The organism is Micromonospora sp. NPDC049044 (assembly GCF_040649215.1).
Classification (GTDB): Bacteria; Actinomycetota; Actinomycetes; order Mycobacteriales; family Micromonosporaceae; genus Micromonospora.
In genome coordinates this window covers 30,111-47,543 of record NZ_JBEZFA010000052.1, presented here as the reverse complement: position 1 = coordinate 47,543, position 17,433 = coordinate 30,111, and the positions used below count along the sequence as shown (strand labels likewise).

The 17,433-nt window shown below is 72.5% G+C and carries 12 protein-coding genes; 3 read left to right on the top strand and 9 right to left on the bottom strand.

Annotated elements, in window-relative coordinates; all coding sequences use genetic code 11:
- Positions 1-288: 288 nt before the first annotated feature.
- Positions 289-1,383 (bottom strand): ROK family protein, encoded by a 1,095-nt coding sequence (locus AB0B85_RS30405; protein WP_357412675.1) that lies wholly within the window; start codon positions 1,381-1,383, stop codon positions 289-291.
- A gap of 41 nt (positions 1,384-1,424) precedes the next feature.
- Between AB0B85_RS30405 and AB0B85_RS30400 the strand changes: the two genes are divergently transcribed.
- On the top strand, positions 1,425-2,651 hold the full coding sequence (locus AB0B85_RS30400) for an MFS transporter (RefSeq protein WP_357412673.1): 1,227 nt from the start codon (positions 1,425-1,427) through the stop codon (positions 2,649-2,651).
- Positions 2,652-2,678: 27 nt separating this feature from the next.
- Here AB0B85_RS30400 and AB0B85_RS30395 read toward each other — a convergent pair whose 3' ends face one another.
- The gene (locus AB0B85_RS30395; protein ID WP_357412672.1) at positions 2,679-4,007 is read right to left on the bottom strand and encodes an alpha/beta hydrolase; all 1,329 of its coding nucleotides are present in this window, start codon (positions 4,005-4,007) and stop codon (positions 2,679-2,681) included.
- 92 nt (positions 4,008-4,099) lie between these two features.
- Positions 4,100-5,467, bottom strand: coding sequence for a serine hydrolase domain-containing protein (locus tag AB0B85_RS30390; RefSeq protein ID WP_357412670.1), 1,368 nt, complete (start codon positions 5,465-5,467; stop codon positions 4,100-4,102).
- Between the two features lie 156 nt (positions 5,468-5,623).
- Between AB0B85_RS30390 and AB0B85_RS30385 the strand changes: the two genes are divergently transcribed.
- Entirely contained in the window at positions 5,624-7,000 is a 1,377-nt protein-coding gene (locus AB0B85_RS30385; protein WP_357412668.1) for an FAD-dependent oxidoreductase, read from the top strand.
- 12 nt (positions 7,001-7,012) lie between these two features.
- Here AB0B85_RS30385 and AB0B85_RS30380 read toward each other — a convergent pair whose 3' ends face one another.
- The 6 genes from AB0B85_RS30380 to AB0B85_RS30355 all read right to left on the bottom strand — a co-directional run bounded on the left by AB0B85_RS30380 (position 7,013) and on the right by AB0B85_RS30355 (position 13,983).
- Positions 7,013-7,489, bottom strand: a complete 477-nt coding sequence (locus AB0B85_RS30380; protein ID WP_357412666.1) for a heme-degrading domain-containing protein — start codon at positions 7,487-7,489, stop codon at positions 7,013-7,015.
- 27 nt (positions 7,490-7,516) lie between these two features.
- Positions 7,517-8,962, bottom strand: a complete 1,446-nt coding sequence (locus AB0B85_RS30375) for an SDR family NAD(P)-dependent oxidoreductase (protein ID WP_357412664.1) — start codon at positions 8,960-8,962, stop codon at positions 7,517-7,519.
- A 132-nt stretch (positions 8,963-9,094) separates the two neighbouring features.
- Positions 9,095-10,000, bottom strand: coding sequence for a siderophore-interacting protein (locus AB0B85_RS30370; protein ID WP_357412662.1), 906 nt, complete (start codon positions 9,998-10,000; stop codon positions 9,095-9,097).
- A gap of 27 nt (positions 10,001-10,027) precedes the next feature.
- Positions 10,028-12,130, bottom strand: a complete 2,103-nt coding sequence (locus AB0B85_RS30365) for an iron ABC transporter permease (protein ID WP_357412660.1) — start codon at positions 12,128-12,130, stop codon at positions 10,028-10,030.
- A gap of 2 nt (positions 12,131-12,132) precedes the next feature.
- Entirely contained in the window at positions 12,133-13,116 is a 984-nt protein-coding gene (locus AB0B85_RS30360) for an iron-siderophore ABC transporter substrate-binding protein (protein ID WP_357412658.1), read from the bottom strand.
- Between the two features lie 33 nt (positions 13,117-13,149).
- Positions 13,150-13,983 (bottom strand): ABC transporter ATP-binding protein, encoded by an 834-nt coding sequence (locus AB0B85_RS30355; RefSeq protein ID WP_357412656.1) that lies wholly within the window; start codon positions 13,981-13,983, stop codon positions 13,150-13,152.
- Between the two features lie 113 nt (positions 13,984-14,096).
- Here AB0B85_RS30355 and AB0B85_RS30350 point away from each other — a divergent pair, with 113 nt between their 5' ends.
- Positions 14,097-17,276 (top strand): BTAD domain-containing putative transcriptional regulator, encoded by a 3,180-nt coding sequence (locus AB0B85_RS30350; protein ID WP_357412654.1) that lies wholly within the window; start codon positions 14,097-14,099, stop codon positions 17,274-17,276.
- Positions 17,277-17,433 lie beyond the last annotated feature (157 nt).

The following is a 17,433-nucleotide window of genomic DNA, read 5'->3' as shown; positions in this document are numbered from 1 at the left end:
CACCAGCCGGATACCTCATGCCTCCGGCCTACCGAAACCATCGACGCAGATCACGCAGACACGCCGACGACCGTCAGCCTTTCAACCTCTGTAGCAGGCGGCCCGGGAACGGATGACCGCGCTGCTGCGGGAGGCCATCGGGCACTACTGCGCGTCTGGCTGCGGGCAGGCAGGGGCGAAGCAGCGGGAGCAGGCCGGGCGGTGCCGGAACGCGGGCGGGCCAGCCGGCCGATGCGCTGGCGACGATGCCGGGTTGATGCGCCGTCGCTGCGGGGGAGTGGTCGGCCCTCAGGTCGGGGCAAGCTCCGGGATGCCGTAGTGCCTGTCGAGGATCTGCATGGCGGCGCCGGCGGCGATGGCGTCCGCGCCGAGGCCGGACAGGGTCACCTTCGTGGTGAGCCAGTGCACGCGTCGCGCGTCCGCCTGGACGGCCTCGGTGACGGCCGCGAGATAGGTGTCCGGGTGCCGCAGGAGATCCGCGCCCGCCAACACCACGTGCGCGAGGTCGAGGGTCTGGAGCAGGTTGACCACACCCACCGCCACCACCCGGGCGGCCCGGTCGATGTCGCCGGCCTCGATGGCGTGCTGGTGCACGATCTCCAGGCAGCCGTGCCGGCCGCAGACGCAGCGGGGACCGTTCAGGTCGACCACCGTGTGGCCGAACTCTCCCGCGTTGGTGTGCGCGCCCCGGTGCGCCGCGCCGCCCAGCCAGAAACCCCCGCCGATGCCGGACTCGATCATGATCAGCGCCGCGTCGCCGAACGTCGCGCCGTGTCGCCAGGCCTCGGCGGTTATCCCGGCGGTGACGTCCTTGTCGAGGTGGACGGGCAGTCCCAGGTGTTTCTCGGCGATCTCGCGCAGCGGCACGTCGTGCCAGTGCCGCAGCCCGTGGGCGCCGCGAACCAACCCGTGGGCGTGGTCAAGTGGGCCGATCATGCCGATGCCCACGCCGGTGAGCCGACCACTGACGTCGCTGCTGCCGGTGATCGCCGTGATGCCGGCGGCCAGGGCGTCGAGAAGTTGCTGCGGGGTGAAGTCACCGGGGAGCGGGCTGACCGCCGAGTGGCGCACGGTGCCGGCGAGGTCGACAAGGACCAGCCGTAGCGTGCGGCGGGCGACGTGGGCGCCGATGGCGTACCGGCTGTCGGGAACGAGTTCGTAGACGACAGCGGGCTTGCCGACGCCCGGCCGGCGGACACCTGTGGCACGGATCAGGCCGTCGGCGCTGAGGCGGGCGATGACCTTGGAGACCGCCTGGGGGGTCAGGCCGGTGGCCTGGACCACTGTCGACCGCTCGAACCGCCGGGCGGTGCGACCCACGCCCATCACCAGCGCCTGGTTGTACCCGCGCAGGAACCTGACGTCGGCAGTGATGCGAGTCATCTCGACACTCTATTACGCAACGCTGTTGCTAAATTTTCTCGGTGATCGAGTTGAGCAGCGGACGACGGATGGCGGCGCTTGTCGCCCTGGCACTTGGTGGCGTCGCGATCGGCCTCACCGAGTTCGTGGCGATGGGCCTGCTGCCCGACATGGCCCGCGATCTGCTCTCCCGGGAGTACGCCCGGTCGTCGTCGGACGCGGTCGCCCACGCGGGTTGGATGATCACCGCGTACGCGCTCGGCGTGGTCGTGGGCGCGCCCCTGATCGCCGCGCTGAGCGCGCGTCTGCCCCGCAAGAAGCTCGTCCTCGGACTGCTCGTGCTCTTCGCCGCCGGCACCGTCGCATCCGCGCTCGCCCCCACCTTCGACCTGGTGCTGGTGGCCCGGTTCGCGGCGGCGCTGCCGCACGGCGCGTACTTCGGCGCGGCCGGCCTCCTCGCCGCGACGCTGATGGGACCCGGCAACGAGGCCCGGGGTTTCGCCATCGTGCTCAGCGGCCTGACCGTGAGCAACGTGGTCGGCGTACCCCTCATCACCCGGCTCGGGCAGACGGCCGGCTGGCGTGCCGCGTACCTGGTCATCGCCGGTGTCTTCGTGCTCACCCTGCTGGCGGTACTGGCGGTCGTCCCGGAGGTGGCCGCGGCGGTCGACGGCTCACCGGCCGCCGAACTGCGGTCGCTGCGGACCTCGCAGGTCTGGCTGGTCGCCGCCACCGGCGCGGTCGGGTTCGCCGGGTTCTTCGCGGTGAACACCTACATCGCGCCGGTCACCACAGACGTCGCCGGATTCTCCGCCGCGACGGTGCCGTGGGCACTGGTCGCGGTCGGTCTCGGGATGACCGTCGGCAACGCCCTGGGCGGCTGGTTCGCGGACCGCGACCTACGCCGCAGCATGATCATCGGGTTCGTCGCGATGATCGTGAGCATCGCCGCGTTCAGCCTCGTCGCCGCGACCCCGGTCGGCCTGTTCGTTGGCGCGTTCCTGGTCGGCGCGACAAGCCTCTACCTCGGCCCGGTGCTACAGGCACGCCTGATCACCGTCGCCCCGGGAGCGCAGCTGATGGGGGCGGCGGTCAACCAGTCGGCCATGAACATCGCGAACAGCCTGGGCGCCGCCCTGGGCAGCGTCGCCATCGCCGCCGGGCTCGGTTACCTCGCACCCGCCCGGGTGGGCGTGGTCCTGGGGATCCTCGGGCTGGCCCTGGGGCTTGTCAGCTTCTCCGTCGGTCGGCGGACCCGCGAGCGGGTCCCGGCCACCGTCGCGAGCTGAGCTGGCCGGAGACCCACGGCGGGCTGCTCAGAAGTCGTCGATGGTGACCGTCACCCGATGGGCGCTCGATCTCCAGTTGGGCACGTTGACGAACTCGTAACCACCACCGCGCTGACCCACGGTGATCCCGACGAGGCCGAGGTGCGCAGGGGTGGCCGGGATGAACACGTCCACGCCGGTCATGAAGGTCTGGCTGAAGAACTCCGGCAACGGAGCTGTCAGCTCGGTCACGCCGTCGCTGCCGTCGTCGAAGGCGAAGATGGCGATCGTCCGCTTGACGCGTGGCGTGTTCGCCGCGTTCAGGACATCCCTGCCGTTGATCCAGAGATTGTCGCCGGTGTCGCCCTGGTCGCCCCACCACTCCTTCTGGCGCTGGATCGTCAGCGCGGTGTGCCGGTCGCTGGTGTCGACGAGCGCGCTGAGGCCCTCGCCCGGCACGCTTGTCGGCAGGCGCAGGAACGAGTCCGAGCGTCGGAACGGCTGGAAGTAGAAGTGGTGCGTCGCCGCGCCGGCGCGCACGATCGCGAACTCGTAGCGGGCCGCGGCGAGCACCGGGAACGGGCCGAACGAGCCGTCGCCGCTCAGCGGCGCCCGGTGCGCGGGTCGCTGCGACAGCCGACCGCCGGTAAGCGGGTCGACAGGGTAGACCTCCAGGAACGCGTCGGTGACACCGACGTTGCTCGGGAAGAGCACCGCGCGGCCGGAGACCCGGGCCGTGCCGAAAAGCTGGGGCACGATCCGCGTCGTGTGCGGCGCACGACCACGGAAGAACCGGTAGAACTCCTCGAACGACTCCGGCGACGACACGGTCTGGGTGTGCGACTGGTCGGGGAGGTGCACGTTTGTCGCGCCGACGACGGCGCGGGCCGGGTCACCCTCACCCCAGATCGCGAGGGTGGGAACACCGCCGGGCAGGCTCGTCGCGGTGCGTCCGTCCAGGTTGACGTAGTGCGCCACCCGGGCGGCGCGTGCCGGTGAGCTGTTGAGATAGCCCTGCATGACGAAGGTGCCCAGGGAGTGCGCGAGCAGGTCGACCCGGTCCGCGCCGGTCGCCGTCAGCAGGCGGGAGATCCGTGCGTCGAGCCCCGCGTACACCTGGGGCAGGATCGTGGCGATGTTCGGCGAGTCGTACTCGTGGGCCTCGATGATGTCGATCGGGTAACCGTTGCTGGCCAGACGCTTGGCCTGGGACTGGAACTGCGCGGCCGATCCCGCGCTGCCGTGTACGAAGACCACCGGACGGTACGACGGCGGTGCTGCCGCCTCGGCGGCACGCGGGACCGGGGCGACGGACAGGCTGGCGGCGAGCGCGACCCCGGCCAGCGTGGAGAGCAACCTCCGGCGAGACGTGTGCATCGATCCTCCACCGTGCGAGACGAAGTATTTGCACTGCTAGCGCAAGTATCGTGTCAGGGTGCGGGTCCGTGGTCCATACCTGCTGGCCCGCGTCAGGCGACCTCTCTGGCGAGCAGGTCGCCGACCGCGGCGCGGACCGGATCAGGATTCGCCCAGCTCCAGTTGGGGTGCGCCCGGTTGGTGAGCAGGGCGAGGACGAGTTTGCGGTCGGGGTCGACCAGCAGCGAGGGGCCGGCGAAGCCGGTGTGGCCGAAGGTCCGGGGCGAGGCGAGCCGGCCCATGAACCAGCTCTGGTTGAGGACGACCCCGAGGCCGTGGGCGGCCGTCCGGTTGGGCCGCTCCGGGTCGACAGCGGGCTTCCCGGCGTTGTGGTTGGTCAGCATCCGGCGCACGGTGGCCGCGGCGAGGATGCGCCGGCCGTCATGGGTCCCCCCGTTGAGCAGCAGTTGCCCGATGACCGCGAGGTCGGTGGCGGTGGCGAAGACGCCGGCGTGACCGGCGACGCCGCCGAGGTGGTTGGCGACGTCGTCGTGCACTGTGCCACGGAGCAGACCCCGAGACGAGCGGGCGTCCGTGGCGACCAGGCGGCTGGCCCTCGCGTTGCTCGACAGCCAACCGTTGGGGTTGAAACCGGTGTCGCGCAAACCCAGTGGGGCGGTGAGGTTGGTCTTGAGGGCCTGGTCGAGCCGCTGGCCGGTGACCTTCTCGACGATCTTGCCGGCGGCCATCAGGCCGACGCTGGAATAGCGGAACGTGTCCCCGGGTACCGCGCCGGAGACCAGCGCGGTGCCGAGCACGGCGTTCCAGCGGGCCGCGTTGTCGCTCCGGCCGGTGACCGTGGCGCCGACGGGGAGGCCGCTGGTGTGGGTGAGCAGCATCTCGACGGTGACGCGTTCCTTGCCGGTCCCGGTGAAGGCCGGCAGGTAGTCGCGGACCGGGGCGGCCAGGTCGACGCGGCCCTTGTCGACCTGCTGGAGCAGCAGGATGGCCGTGTAGACCTTCGTCACCGAGGCGAGGTCGAAGATGGAGTCGGGACGCATCGCGACGCGCTGGTTCGCGGGGAGGAGCCTCGGGCCCGCCCCGTAGCGCAGCGCCTCCCCGACCGCTGTGTGCACAGTCGTCTTGCCGTCGACCAGGACGACGGCGACCGCGCCGGGGAAGCCCTTGTGCACGACGGTCTGCGCGGTGGCGGGGAGGTGCTTGCGAAGCAGTGCCGTCACGTTCGGCGCGTACCGGGCCTGGCCGGCCGCCGCCCCGGTGGCCTTCGGCGGGTCCGGCGGCGCGGTGCTCGTGCCGGCCGATCCGAAGCCCACCCGGTTGCCGGCGGCGTCGGTCGCGGTCACCGCGTCACCGGGTTGGCCAGGGCCGGGCTTCGACGCGCCGTCGTCGCCGCAGCCGGCGAGGGTGCAGGTCGCGGCGGCCAGGCCGGTCCCGAGGAGGGTACGACGCGTAACGGGCATGCGGGGAATCGTGACAGTTGACATCGACGCACGCCAACCGGGTCGCCCGATCAACAACCAGTCACCTTGCAGACACGTACGGTGACCAGGTGGATGGTTGTGCGACGATCTGCGAGCGTCATACCAATCGATCGTCCACACCCCTTGGAGAGCACGATGTCCCACTCCCGCGCGCGGATCTTCGCCGCACTGAACGCGGTGCGGCCTCCCGGTCAGCCGTCCCCGGTGCTGGGCCGGGCGGTCGTGGTCGGCGGCAGCGTCGCCGGCCTGCTGGCCGCCCGGGTGCTCTCCGACTACGCCGACAGCGTCATCATCATCGACCGGGACGATCCGCAGGTCACCGGGGCGCGTCCCGGCGTACCCCAGGGGACGCAGCTGCACGCGCTGCTGCCCGGCGGCTTCCTCCAGTTCGAGCGGCTGTTTCCGGGCTTCCGCGCGGAGGCCCTGGCGCGCGGAGCGGTCGAGGCGCCGCCCGCGGCCCGGCGCAACTACCTCGACGGCCGCCTGCGGGTCGTCGTCCCCGACGACGCCGACAGCCTCGCCGCCAGCCGACCACTGCTGGAGGGGCTGATCCGCCAACAGGTGCTGCGACTGCCAAACGTCAAGACGGTCACCGCCCGGGCCGTGGGTCTCGTGTTCGACGGCAGCGTGGTCGCCGGCGTGCACTGCGAAGTCGGTGGGGTCCCCGGCGTGGAGCGCGGTGACCTGGTGGTCGACGCCATGGGGCGGTCGAGCAAGCTGTCGGCCTGGCTGGAACAGGCCGGCTGGAACCCGCCGGTCACCCGGCGGATGACAGTGCACCTCAACTACGCGACGGCCCTGTTCCGGCGCCCGGACGCGACTACGGCCCCGACGGTCGCCCTGGCACTGCACACCCCGAAGCTCGCCTCGGACGTGGCCGGCGCCGCGTTCTTCGCCATCGAGGATGGCCGTTGGATGGCCATGATGGCCGGCTACGGGGACAACCGCCCCGGTCGGACGGCAGCGGATTTCGTCCGCCGACTACGCGAACAGTTTCCACCCGAGTTCGGCGACGTCGCCGACCAGGAGATGATCGGCGACGTCCAGACCTACCACCATGCCGACAGCCGACGGCGGGACTTTCACGCGCTGCGGCGGTTCCCGGGCGGGCTGGTCAGCGTGGGCGACGCCGTGGCGTCGTTCAACCCCGTGTACGGGCAGGGCATGACGGCGGCGGCCCTGCACGCGGCCTGCCTGTCGACGTACCTGCGTGGCGGTCCGGACCTGAGCGCCCCCGCCCGCGAGTACCTCGCGTTGCAGAAGATCGTGGTCGACGCCGCGTGGTCGACGTCCACCTCGGCCGACCTGGCGCTGCCGCATGTCGACGGGCCCTATCCGCGCGGACACCGGATCACGAGCTGGGCCAGCAGTCAGATCATCGCCGCGACCGTCACCGACGTGGCGATTGCTCGCCGGTTCAACGAGGTCGTCTCCATGCGGGAACACCCACTCACGCTGGCCAGGCCCGGCGTGCTCCTCGGCGCCCTGCGCGCCAACCGGCGCGCACGCTGACCAGTGGCCGCCCTAACGGGAGTGCTTGCGCAGGATGTCGACGACGAATCGGTGGTCGTCCAGCTGCGGAAGCCCGGAGACACCGACCCAGCCCACCACGCCGGTGCCGCGTACGCGCAGCGGCACCGCACCGCCGGCCGCCGCGTACCGGGAGGCCGGCAAGCCGAAGCGCTCGGCAAGCGTCACCTGCTTGTCCTGGCACAACCGGGCCATGTAGAGCGACGAGTGCTCGAACCGCATCACCACCCGCCCCTTGCGGCGCAACCAGCCGTCGTTGTCCGCCGTCGACCCGGGCAGGCCACAGTGGAACAACTGACGACCGGCCCGCCACACACCCACCGAGACCGGCAACCGCTGTTCCCGGGCGGCGGCGACGGCGAGCTGCCCCAACTCGTACGCGTCGGTCTCGGACAGGCCCGCGAGCTCCAGCTCTGCCTCCTCGCGCAGCAGCTCGTCAAGCGTCGGCCACGATTCACGTTCAGTTGCCATGACTCTTCTCCTCGTCGTGCCGGTTGATCACCAGGCGCAGGGCGCGTAGTCCTTCAGGAAACAGCCGTACAGGTCCTCGCCCAGCTCGCCACGGACGATCGGGTCGTACACCCGGGCGGCCCCGTCCACCAGGTCCAACGGGGCGTGGAAGCCCTCGTCCGCCAGCCGCATCTTCGTCGGGTGCGGGCGTTCGTCGGTGATCCAGCCGGTGTCGACGCTCGTCATCAGGATGCCGTCGGTGAGCATCTCCTGTGCGCTGGTGCGGGTGAGCATGTTCAGCGCGGCCTTGGCCATGTTGGTGTGTGGGTGCCCCGGCCCCTTGTAACCCCGGCCGAACTGGCCCTCCATCGCCGACACGTTCACCACGTACTTCCGCCGGGCCGGCGCGGCGGCCATCGCCGCTCGGAGTCGGCTGACCAGCACGAACGGCGCGGTGACGTTGCACAGTTGCACTTCGAGCAGCTCGACCGGGTCCACCTCCTGCACCCGCTGGACCCAGCTGTTCACCGAGTCGAGGTCGGGCACCAGACCGCCGGCGTCGATGGCGGTGGACGCGGCGATCCGCTCCGGCGAGGCGGAGCCGCTGGTGAGTGCCAGCGCGGTGAGCGCGTGCGGGGTGAGCCCGGCGGTGAGACTGCCGGCCGGGGTGCCCGGCCCAGCCGACTTCGCGAACGTGATCAGCTCCGGCAGCGGGCCGTCCGGCAGGGCCGCGGCCTCGGCGGCGATGAGTTGCGCGTACGCACCGGGGGAGCGGCGGACGGTCTGCGCCGCGTTGTTGATCAGGATGTCGAGCGGGCCCTGGCTGCTCACCGAGTCGGCGAGGGCGATCACCTGGGCCGGGTCACGCAGGTCGATGCCGACGATGCGCAGCCGGTGCAGCCAGTCCCCGCTGTCCGGCATGGCGGCGAACCGGCGCACCGCGTCGTGCGGGAACCGGGTGGTCACCGTCGTGTGCGCGCCGTCGCGCAGCAGCCGCAACGCGATGTACATGCCGATCTTGGCCCGGCCGCCGGTGAGCAGCGCACGCCGACCGGTCAGGTCGGTACGGGCGTCGCGGCGCTCCCGGTTGAGCGCCGCGCAGGACGGGCAGAGCTGGTGGTAGAAGGCGTCCACCTCGCGGTAGCGCTGCTTGCAGACGTAGCAGCCACGGGGGTTGTGCAGGAAGCCCGCCGTCTCGCCCGCGGCGGAGGACGCGAGCGGGATGCCCTGGGTCTCGTCGTCGATCCGCCCGGGAGCGCCGGTGGCGGTGGCCTCCGTCACCGCCCGGTCGGCAGCGAGGACGGCGTCTCGCCGTTCCTCGCGTCGCCGCTGCTTGACCACCTTGTAGAGCCGGGCGGTGGCCCGCTGCACCCGCACCACGTCCGGATGGTCGGAGGGCAACGCCTCCAACGCCTCGAAGACGCTGAGGCAGGTCTCCAACCGCGCGCGGTCAATGCCCGGCTTACCGTTTTCGGAAATGTTGTCCACCGTCATGCGTCGTCGTCACGTCCCGTATCCCGTGCCGGATCACCCCGGCTCGCCCACATCCGACCCGAAACTGTACGCACCGCGAGAGCACCGACGCACCTCGCTGCCGTTCCGGCCCCCGCCGCGCGTTCGCCGCGGTCAGCTGCCGTCGGCGCGCCCGAGACGCCAGTAACCCATGAAGGCCACCGCTCGGCGGTCCAGGCCCCGCTCGGTGACCAGGTGCCGGCGCAGGGTACGGATCACGCCGGCCTCCCCGGCCAGCCACGCGTACAGCGGTGTCGTGGTCACCTCGCCGGGCACCTCCCAGAGGATGTCGGTGTCCACGTCCACGTCGGGGACCGGTTGGGCCGCCCTCGCCGCGCCCGGGACCAGCAGTTCTCCGGCCGCCACGGCGACGGCGGGCAGCAGCCGGCTGCCGTGGGCGTCGGCGCCTCGGGGCATCCAGCGCACCTCGACCCCCGGCGGCGCCGCCAACGGCAGCACGTCGTCGACATCGGGCACCTCCAGCACGACGATGCCCCGGGAATCGCTGGGGAGCCGCTCGCAGATGCCGGCGATCGCCGGCACGGCGGTCTCGTCCCCGGCCAACAGCAGGACCGTCCCGGCCGCCGGCCGGAACTCGATCCCGCCGTGGTCCCCGACGTAGCCGGCATCCGGCCCGACCAGCGCGATCTCGTCACCGGCGCGGACCCGGCGCGCCCAGCGCGTCGCCGGTCCGCCGTCGCCGTGCCGCACCAGGTCGACATCGACCTCGGCCAGGTGCTGTCGGACCGCCCGCACCGTGTAGGTACGGATCGGGTGGCGCCGGTGCTCGGGCAGGGCTCGCCACTTGGCGTACCAGTCCGGTACCGCCGGAAGTTGCACCCCGCGCTCGCCGGGCAGGGGCAGTGCCAGCTTGATCCGCTGGTCGTAGCCGTTGTCGGCGAACCGGTCGAGGTCCGCCCCGGTGAAGGTCACCCGGGTGAACGATGGGCTGAGTCGACGTACCGCGCGCACGCTGACGGTGAACACCCGCCACGGCGCGATGGGCAGGGTCTCGGTCATGATGTCTCTCCGGGATCGGGCCGGCAGCTACCGGGGGTTGTTCGCCACGGCGCGGGAGCGCCACAGCAGCCAGACGAAGTAGGGAGCGCCGATCATGGCGGTGACCAGGCCGGCGGGGATCTGGGCCGGCGCGATGACCGTCCGGCCGAGGGTGTCGGCGATGCTCACCAGCGCCGCGCCGAGCAGGGCCGCCACGGGAAGCACCCGGGAGTGCCGCCCACCGACGAGCGCCCGCGCGGCGTGCGGGGCGACCAGCCCGACGAAGCCGATCACCCCGACGGCCGAGACAGCTGTGGAGGTGAGCAGCGCTGCCGCGCCGAGCGCCACCAACCGGGTGCGCTCCAGCCGGACGCCGAGCACCCGGGGGGTGTCGTCGTCAAGGGCCAGCAGGTCGAGGTCGCGCCGGGCGGCGACCACGGCCGGGGTGAGCACCAGCAGGGCGATCAGCACCGGCAGCACCTGGGTCGGCAGCCGTCCGTAGGTGGAGCCGGACAGCCAGGTCAACGCCTTCCCGGTGTTCCACGGGTCGAAGGCGACGACCAGGTAGGTGATCACCGCCATGCCGCCCTGCCAGGCGCCGAACCCGATCAGCACCAGTCGGTCGGAGCTGAGTCCGCCGCGCCAGGCCAGCCCGTAGACCAGGGCGAAGGCCAGCATCGCGCCGAGGCCGGCGACGCCGGAGACGGCCCATACCCCGGCCAGCGGCACGAAGGTCAGCAGGGCGACGGCACCGAGTCCGGCGCCGGCGGTGATGCCGAGGATGCCCGGTTCGGCGAGTGGGTTGCGGCAGACCGCCTGCACTGTGGTGCCGGCGACCGCGAGCGCCGCCCCGGCCAGGACCGCCGCCGCGACGCGCGGCCACCGCTGGTCCAGCACGAAGGTGTACGCCGGCCCGGTGCTGCCGTTTACCCAGTTGACGATGTCCCCGAGCAGCACCCAGGTGTCACCGGCCAGCATGCCGACCGCCACGGCGCAGACGGTCACCACTGCGGTGACGGCGACGACGCCGCTGTGGAACGCGGCGGAGCGCACGGCGGCGTGCCCGCCGGGCGGGCGGCGGGTGGGGCCCGCGTCGCGGTGCCGGCGGGCCAGCCAGATGAGGATCGCCGCGCCGAACAGGGTGGTGACCACGCCGGTGGGGATGTCGACCCCGGCCTGCCCGCCCATGACGGCGCGCAGCAGCACGTCGGAGCCGAGCACGATGATGACCCCGGCGATGCCCGACAGGGGCAGCAGGACGCGGTGCCGGTGCACCCCGGGCACCACGGGGGCGAGCAGCCGGACGATCACCGGGGCGCACAGGCCGACGAAACCGACCGGGCCGGTGAGGGTGACGGCGGCGGCGGAGAGCAGTACGGCCAGCACCATCACGGTGAGTCGGGTGCGCCGCACGTCGAGGCCGAGCACGGTGGCGGTGTCGTCGCCGAGGGCGAGGATGTCGAGGCGGTGCCCGAGCAGCATCAGCACGACGGCGGCGCCGACGATCACCGGTGCCAGTTGGGTCAGCGCGGCCAGGTCGCTCTGCACCAGCGAACCGTTTCCCCAGGCGAACAGCCCGATGGTGGCCTGTTCGAACAGGAGCAGCAACAGGGTGGTCACCGAGCCGAGCGCCAGCGCGGTCGCCGAGCCGGCGAGGATGAGCCGGGTGGTGCCGGCCTGCCCGCCGGAGGACATCGCCAGCACCAGACCGGCGGCGGCCAACCCGCCGCAGAAGGCGAGGCCGCCGGCGGGCAGCGCGGGCAGCGAGACGCCGAACGCGGCCACGGCGGCGATCGCCAGGTGGGCGCCCGCGTTGACCGCGAGAGTGTCGGGGGAGGCGAGCGGGTTGCGGGCGATCGACTGCAACGCCGCACCGGCGAACCCGAGCGCCACGCCGATGGCCAGTCCGGCGAGCAGCCGGGGCAGCCGGGCGGCGATCAGCACGCGGGCCGCCTCGTCGTCGTTGCCGGTGACGAGTCGCAGCAGGTCGAGAGCGCCGACGCTCGAGGTGCCCTGGGTGAGGTGCACAGCGCCGACGACGAGCAGCAGCAGGATCGCCGCGACGAAGACACCGACGATGCGGGGTCCGGCCGGGCGCCCGCCCGGAGCCGGCCGGGTGGCCGGCTCCGGGCGCGCAGGTGCGTTCAGCACGCTCACACCGCGTACGTCTTGACGAGTTCGTCGATGTACTGCTTGCCGGAGAGCGGTCCGCCGAAGGTCCAGATGCCGTTGGGCATCCTGTGCAGGTTGCCCTGCTGCACGAAGGGCAGCGACTTCCAGATGGCGTTGCCGGCGAGACCGTCGGCGAACACGTCGTCGCCGTCGGAGGCGTTGTAGAAGAGGTGCGTGTTCGGGTCCTTGAGGACCGTCATGCCCTCGACGTCGGTCTGGCCGAGGCCCCACACCTCGTCGACCTTGCCGGTCCAGGCGTTGGTGAGGCCGAGCTGGATGCCGATCTGGGAGACCAGCGCGCCCTTGCCGAACATCCGGATGCTGACGGTGCTGCCCTCCTTCCAGCCGTCGGCGATGGCGAACGGCCGGCCGGCGGCACCGGCGTCGGCGATCTTCTTCTTGCCGTCGGCGATCGCCGCGTCGAAGTCGGCGAGCAGTTTCTGCGCCTCGGCGGTCTTGCCGACCGCCTTGGCGATCATGGTGAGGTCCGTACGCATCCGGCCGAGGTTGTCGGTGGCGTCGCTGCCCTTGGCCACCACGACGGGGGCGTACTTCTCCAGCTGACTGACCATGTTCGCGCCCCGGTCGTCCTCCATCACGATGAGGTCGGGCTGGAGGGCGACTATCGAGTCGACGCTGGGCTCGCCCCGGGTGCCGACGTCCTTGACGCCGGGGTCGAGCTTCGCCGAGGTGACCCAGGTGCCGTAGCCCTTCGGGTCGGCCACACCGACCGGCATGACGCCCAGGCTGACAAGCATCTCGACCTCACCCCACTCGAGCCCGACGACAGTGGTCGCCGGGGCCTTGAGGGTGATCTCCTTGCCCCGGCTGTCGGTGATGGTGACCGGGCCGCCGGCCGACGAGGCGGACGTCTCGGGCGCGGCGGCCTTCTCGGTGGTGCCGCAGGCGCCGAGGGTCAGGGCGGCCGCGACGGCGATGAGGGCGGTGAAACGGGTACGGGTCATGACGGTCTTTCTCTGCTGTGGATGAGGGGTGTTTCAGACCAGGGCGCGAATCGGGTGCCGCCCGACGGGGCGGGTGGTGACCAGCCCGCTGATCGGATCGGTCGTCACCTCGATCCGGATTCCATAGGTCTCGGTGAGGGCGTCCTCGGTGAACACGGTGGCCGGGGCGCCGGTGGCGCGGACCCGACCCTGCTGCAGCAGGACGACCTCGTCCGCCACGGCGGCGGCCTGGTTGAGGTCGTGCAGGACGACGCCGACGGCGACGCCGTGGTCGTCGGCGAGGTCCCGAACCAGGTCCAGGATCTCCACCTGGTAGCGCAGGTCGAGGAACGTGGTGGGCTCGTCGAGCAGGAGAACAGGGGTGTCCTGGGCCAGGCAGGTGGCCAGCCACACCCGCTGCAACTCGCCGCCGGAGAGTTCGTCGACCGGACGCTCGGCCATCGCGGCGACGCCGGTGACGTCCATGGCGCGGGCGATGGCGGCGGGACCGTCCGGGTCCTCGGTGCGCCAGCGTCCCCGGTAGGGGTGGCGGCCGTAGCCCACGACGTCGCGCACTGTGACGCCGCTGGGCACCGGCCGGCTCTGCGCCAGCAGGGTGACCCGACGGGCGAACTCTCGGGCCGGGAGGCTGGCGGCCGTGACACCGTCGGCGAGGTGCACGATCCCGGCCTCGATCGGGTGCAGCCGGGCCAGGGCCCGCAGCAGCGTGGACTTGCCGCTGCCGTTCGGCCCCACCAGCGCGGTCACCGCACCCGGCCGGAGGTTGATCACGGCACCGTGCACCACCGGCACACCGTGATAGCCCAGACGGAGGTCGACGCCGGACAGGCTGCGCCCCCCGTTGGCCGACGCCAACTCGTTCTGCATGAGGTTAGGCTAACCTAACCAAACGGCGGCCTGTCAAGCCGGTGGCGGGGCCGCGCTGATCCGCACGGACCGGCGGTCGTCCCTCACGCGCACGCGTGAGGGATGCTGGGTCCGTGCAGATCACCACCCTCGGCCCGTTCGCTGTCGACGGTCAGCCCGTTCGGGGTGAACGGCTCGCGGCGGTGGTCCGCGCGCTCGTCGACGCACGCGGGCGGGCGGTCTCCACAAGCCTGCTGGTGGACGCCGTGTGGGACGGCGCGCCCCCCGACGACGCGACGGGCGCGGTGCAGGCGCTGATGTCCCGGGTACGCAGACTGGGGTTGCCCGTGCTCGCGGTGCCGGGTGGATACCGGTTGCCCGCCGAGGAGATCGTCATCGACGCGGTCGAGGCGCGGGCGCTCGTCGACCGGGCACGCACGGTCCTCGACAGCGGCGACGTGCCAGCCGCCCGCATCCTGGCCGACCGGGCGCGTGCCCTGTTCCCCGAGGTGCCGGAGCTGGTCACCGCCGAGGACACCCGGCTGTTCGCGGACGTCGCCGCGCTGCGCGCGCAGGCGGCCCTCGCCGGCGCCGGGCCGTTCGACGAGGCCGACCTGGGTCGGCTCGTCGCGCGTACACCGCCGGACGAGCCCTCTGCCGCCCTGCTCGTCCGGGTCCTGGCCGCCCAGGGACGGGAGGCGGAGGCGCTGGAGGTGGTGCAGCGGCTCCGGGCCGACCTGGTCGACCGGTACGGCACCGACCCGTCGCCGGTGATCACACAGGTCCATCTGGCACTGTTGCGCGGCGAACTGACCACAGCGGTCGTCGAGGCGACCCCCCGGCAGCCGACGCGGATCGCCCTGCCCGCCGCCTGGCGGCGGCCGATGACCGCCCTCGTCGGCCGGGAACGCGACGTCGACGCCGTGGTGACGGCACTCGCCGACGCGACCCCGGTGACGATCGTGGCGTCCGGAGGCGCGGGGAAGACCCGCCTCGCCGCCGAGGTGACCCGCCGGGCGGCGGCGGCCGGCCAGTCGGTACGCGTGATCGAACTCGCCGGCCTGCGCTCGCCCGACGAGGTGCTGCCCACGGTGCTCGCGGCCCTCGGCGGCGCGGACACCTCGGCGACCGGCGGCAACCTGGGCCTGGAACGGCGGGTGCTCAGCCCCGAGGAACGCCTGCGCGCCGTGGCACCCGACCTCGACGGGTTGGTAGTGCTCGACAACTGCGAACACGTCCTCGACGCGGTGGCCACCGTCGTCGCGGACCTGGTCGCGGTGACCGCACCGGAGGTCACAGTGCTCGCCACCAGCCGGGCCCCGCTGGGTCTCGCCAGCGAACGGGTCCACCGGTTGACCGCGTTGCCGGACCACGACGCGCTCGCCCTGATCGAGTCCCGGGCGAGAGCCGGGGGCGCGGTGCCGACCTGGGACACCGCGCGGGCGCTCGCACTGTGTCACCGGCTCGACAATCTGCCCCTGGCCCTCGAACTCGCCGCCGCCCGGCTGCGGCACATGCCGATCGACGACGTCCTCGCCGGACTGAGCGACAGGTTCGCGCTGCTCGACGACGCCCTGCGCGGCCTACCGGAGCGGCACGCGAGCCTGTGGGCGATGGTCGACTGGAGCAGGGAACTGCTCGCCGAGGACGACCGGGAGTTGCTCCAGCGGGTCGCCGTCATCCCCGCGCCGTTCACCGCCGACCTCGCCGCCGCGGTCGCGCGGACCCCGGACGTCCGTCGCGGCCTGGCGAGACTCGTGGAACAGTCCCTGCTGACCCTGGTCGAGGGGGACGGTCCGCCACGCTACCGGATGCTCGAAACGGTCCGGGAGTACGGCGAGGCCCGCCTCGGCGCGGCCGGCGACCGGGGACCGGCCGTGAGCGGGTTGGTCGAGTGGGCGCGCGAGCAGGCCGTCGCGCTCGCCGACCGCTTCATCGGCCCCGAACAGATCGACGCGTTCGCCCGCTGCGCCGACGAGCAGGACAACCTCGTCGCGGGTCTGCGGTGGGCGCTGGGCGTGGACGACGAGCCCGCCGCCGTCGAGATCGCCACCGCCCTGTTCCACCTCTGGGTGGTGCGGGGACTGCACCTGGAGGTGTCCGGCTGGGCGGCGGGTCTGCTGCACGTAGAAGACCCGAAGCGACGGGTCCACTCCGCGCTCCTGCACGGCCGGCGCACCGGCCGAGAACTGCCCGACGCCGACCGGCTCGCCTGGATGTGCCTGGTGGTCGGGGTCAACGCCGGCATCAGCGGCGATCTCCGGCTCGCCGTGCTCGCCCGGCGGGCACTTCGGCGGGTCCTCGCCGAGCGGCCCGACGAGGTGTCGTCCCGGATGGCGGTGCTCGCTTCGGCGCTACCCACGTTCGACGCGTCCGACCCCGACGAGAGCATTCGCGGCACCGTCGTGATGGTCGAGCACCCCGACCCGTACGTGCAGGGGCTCGGCCTGTTCGCCCGCGCCGCGGTCCGGGAGAACAACGGCATGCACACGGCGTCGGTCGAGGACGCCCAGCAGGCCTATCGCCGCTTCGAGATCGCCGGTGACCACTGGGGCATGGCGATGGCGGCCGGGGCCGTCGGGCAGTTCCTGGTGCCGGGCGAGGCTTCCCCGTCGGCCGAGTGGCTGGCGCGCAGCGTCCGACACATGGAGTTGATCGGGGCCACCCAGGACGCCCGCTCGATCCGGGTTCGGCTGGACGTGCAACTGGCCCTGGCCGGCGACCGGGAGGCCGAGCGGCGACTGTCCGAGACCGCCGCGCCGGGCGAAGCCGAGGCGGTGGACGCCGCCGTCGCGTGTCTCGGGCTGGCGCACCTGGCCTGGCAGCGCGAGCGGTACGACGAGGCCGAGGCGTACGGCGACGGCGTCGTCCGGATCCTGGCCGGCTGGACCGGCCCACCGCCGCAGGCCCGTGCCATGCTGCGGGTCGCGGAGGCGGTGTTGCGGCTACGGGTGGCGCAGGTGCGCCCGGTGCCGGCGGAGAACGCCGACGCCCGCGCGGTCGCCGCGCTGATCGTCGCCCGCGACGAGGCGCTCTCCTCCAACGACCTGCCGGTGATCGGGGCGTGGGCCCAGGGCGGCGCCGAACTGGCGGCGCACCGCAACGACGTGACGACCGCCCGCGAACTGTTCGCCCTCGCGACGCGGACCGGCACCCACGCCGGGACGTTCTTCCCACCCGGAGACCCCGAACGGCTCAACGCCGCCCTCGGCGACGAGGAGCAGCGTGAGCCGTTGCTGGCCGTGTGGCGCGGGCGGCCGGTCGCCGCCGCCGTCGCCCGGATCCGCGAGCTGATGGACGACCTGCTCGCCTAGCTGCGGCAATCGCGCTGATGAGGATCTGTTTCGTCCCGGCGTGTCGTATCGCGCCCGGAGACGGTGGGCGTGTCCGGACACGAGCGGCTGTCGTACCGGGATTGGGCGCGGCCGTTGGTCTATGGTGAGTCGGCATTGCCGGGACGCCTGCCGATGC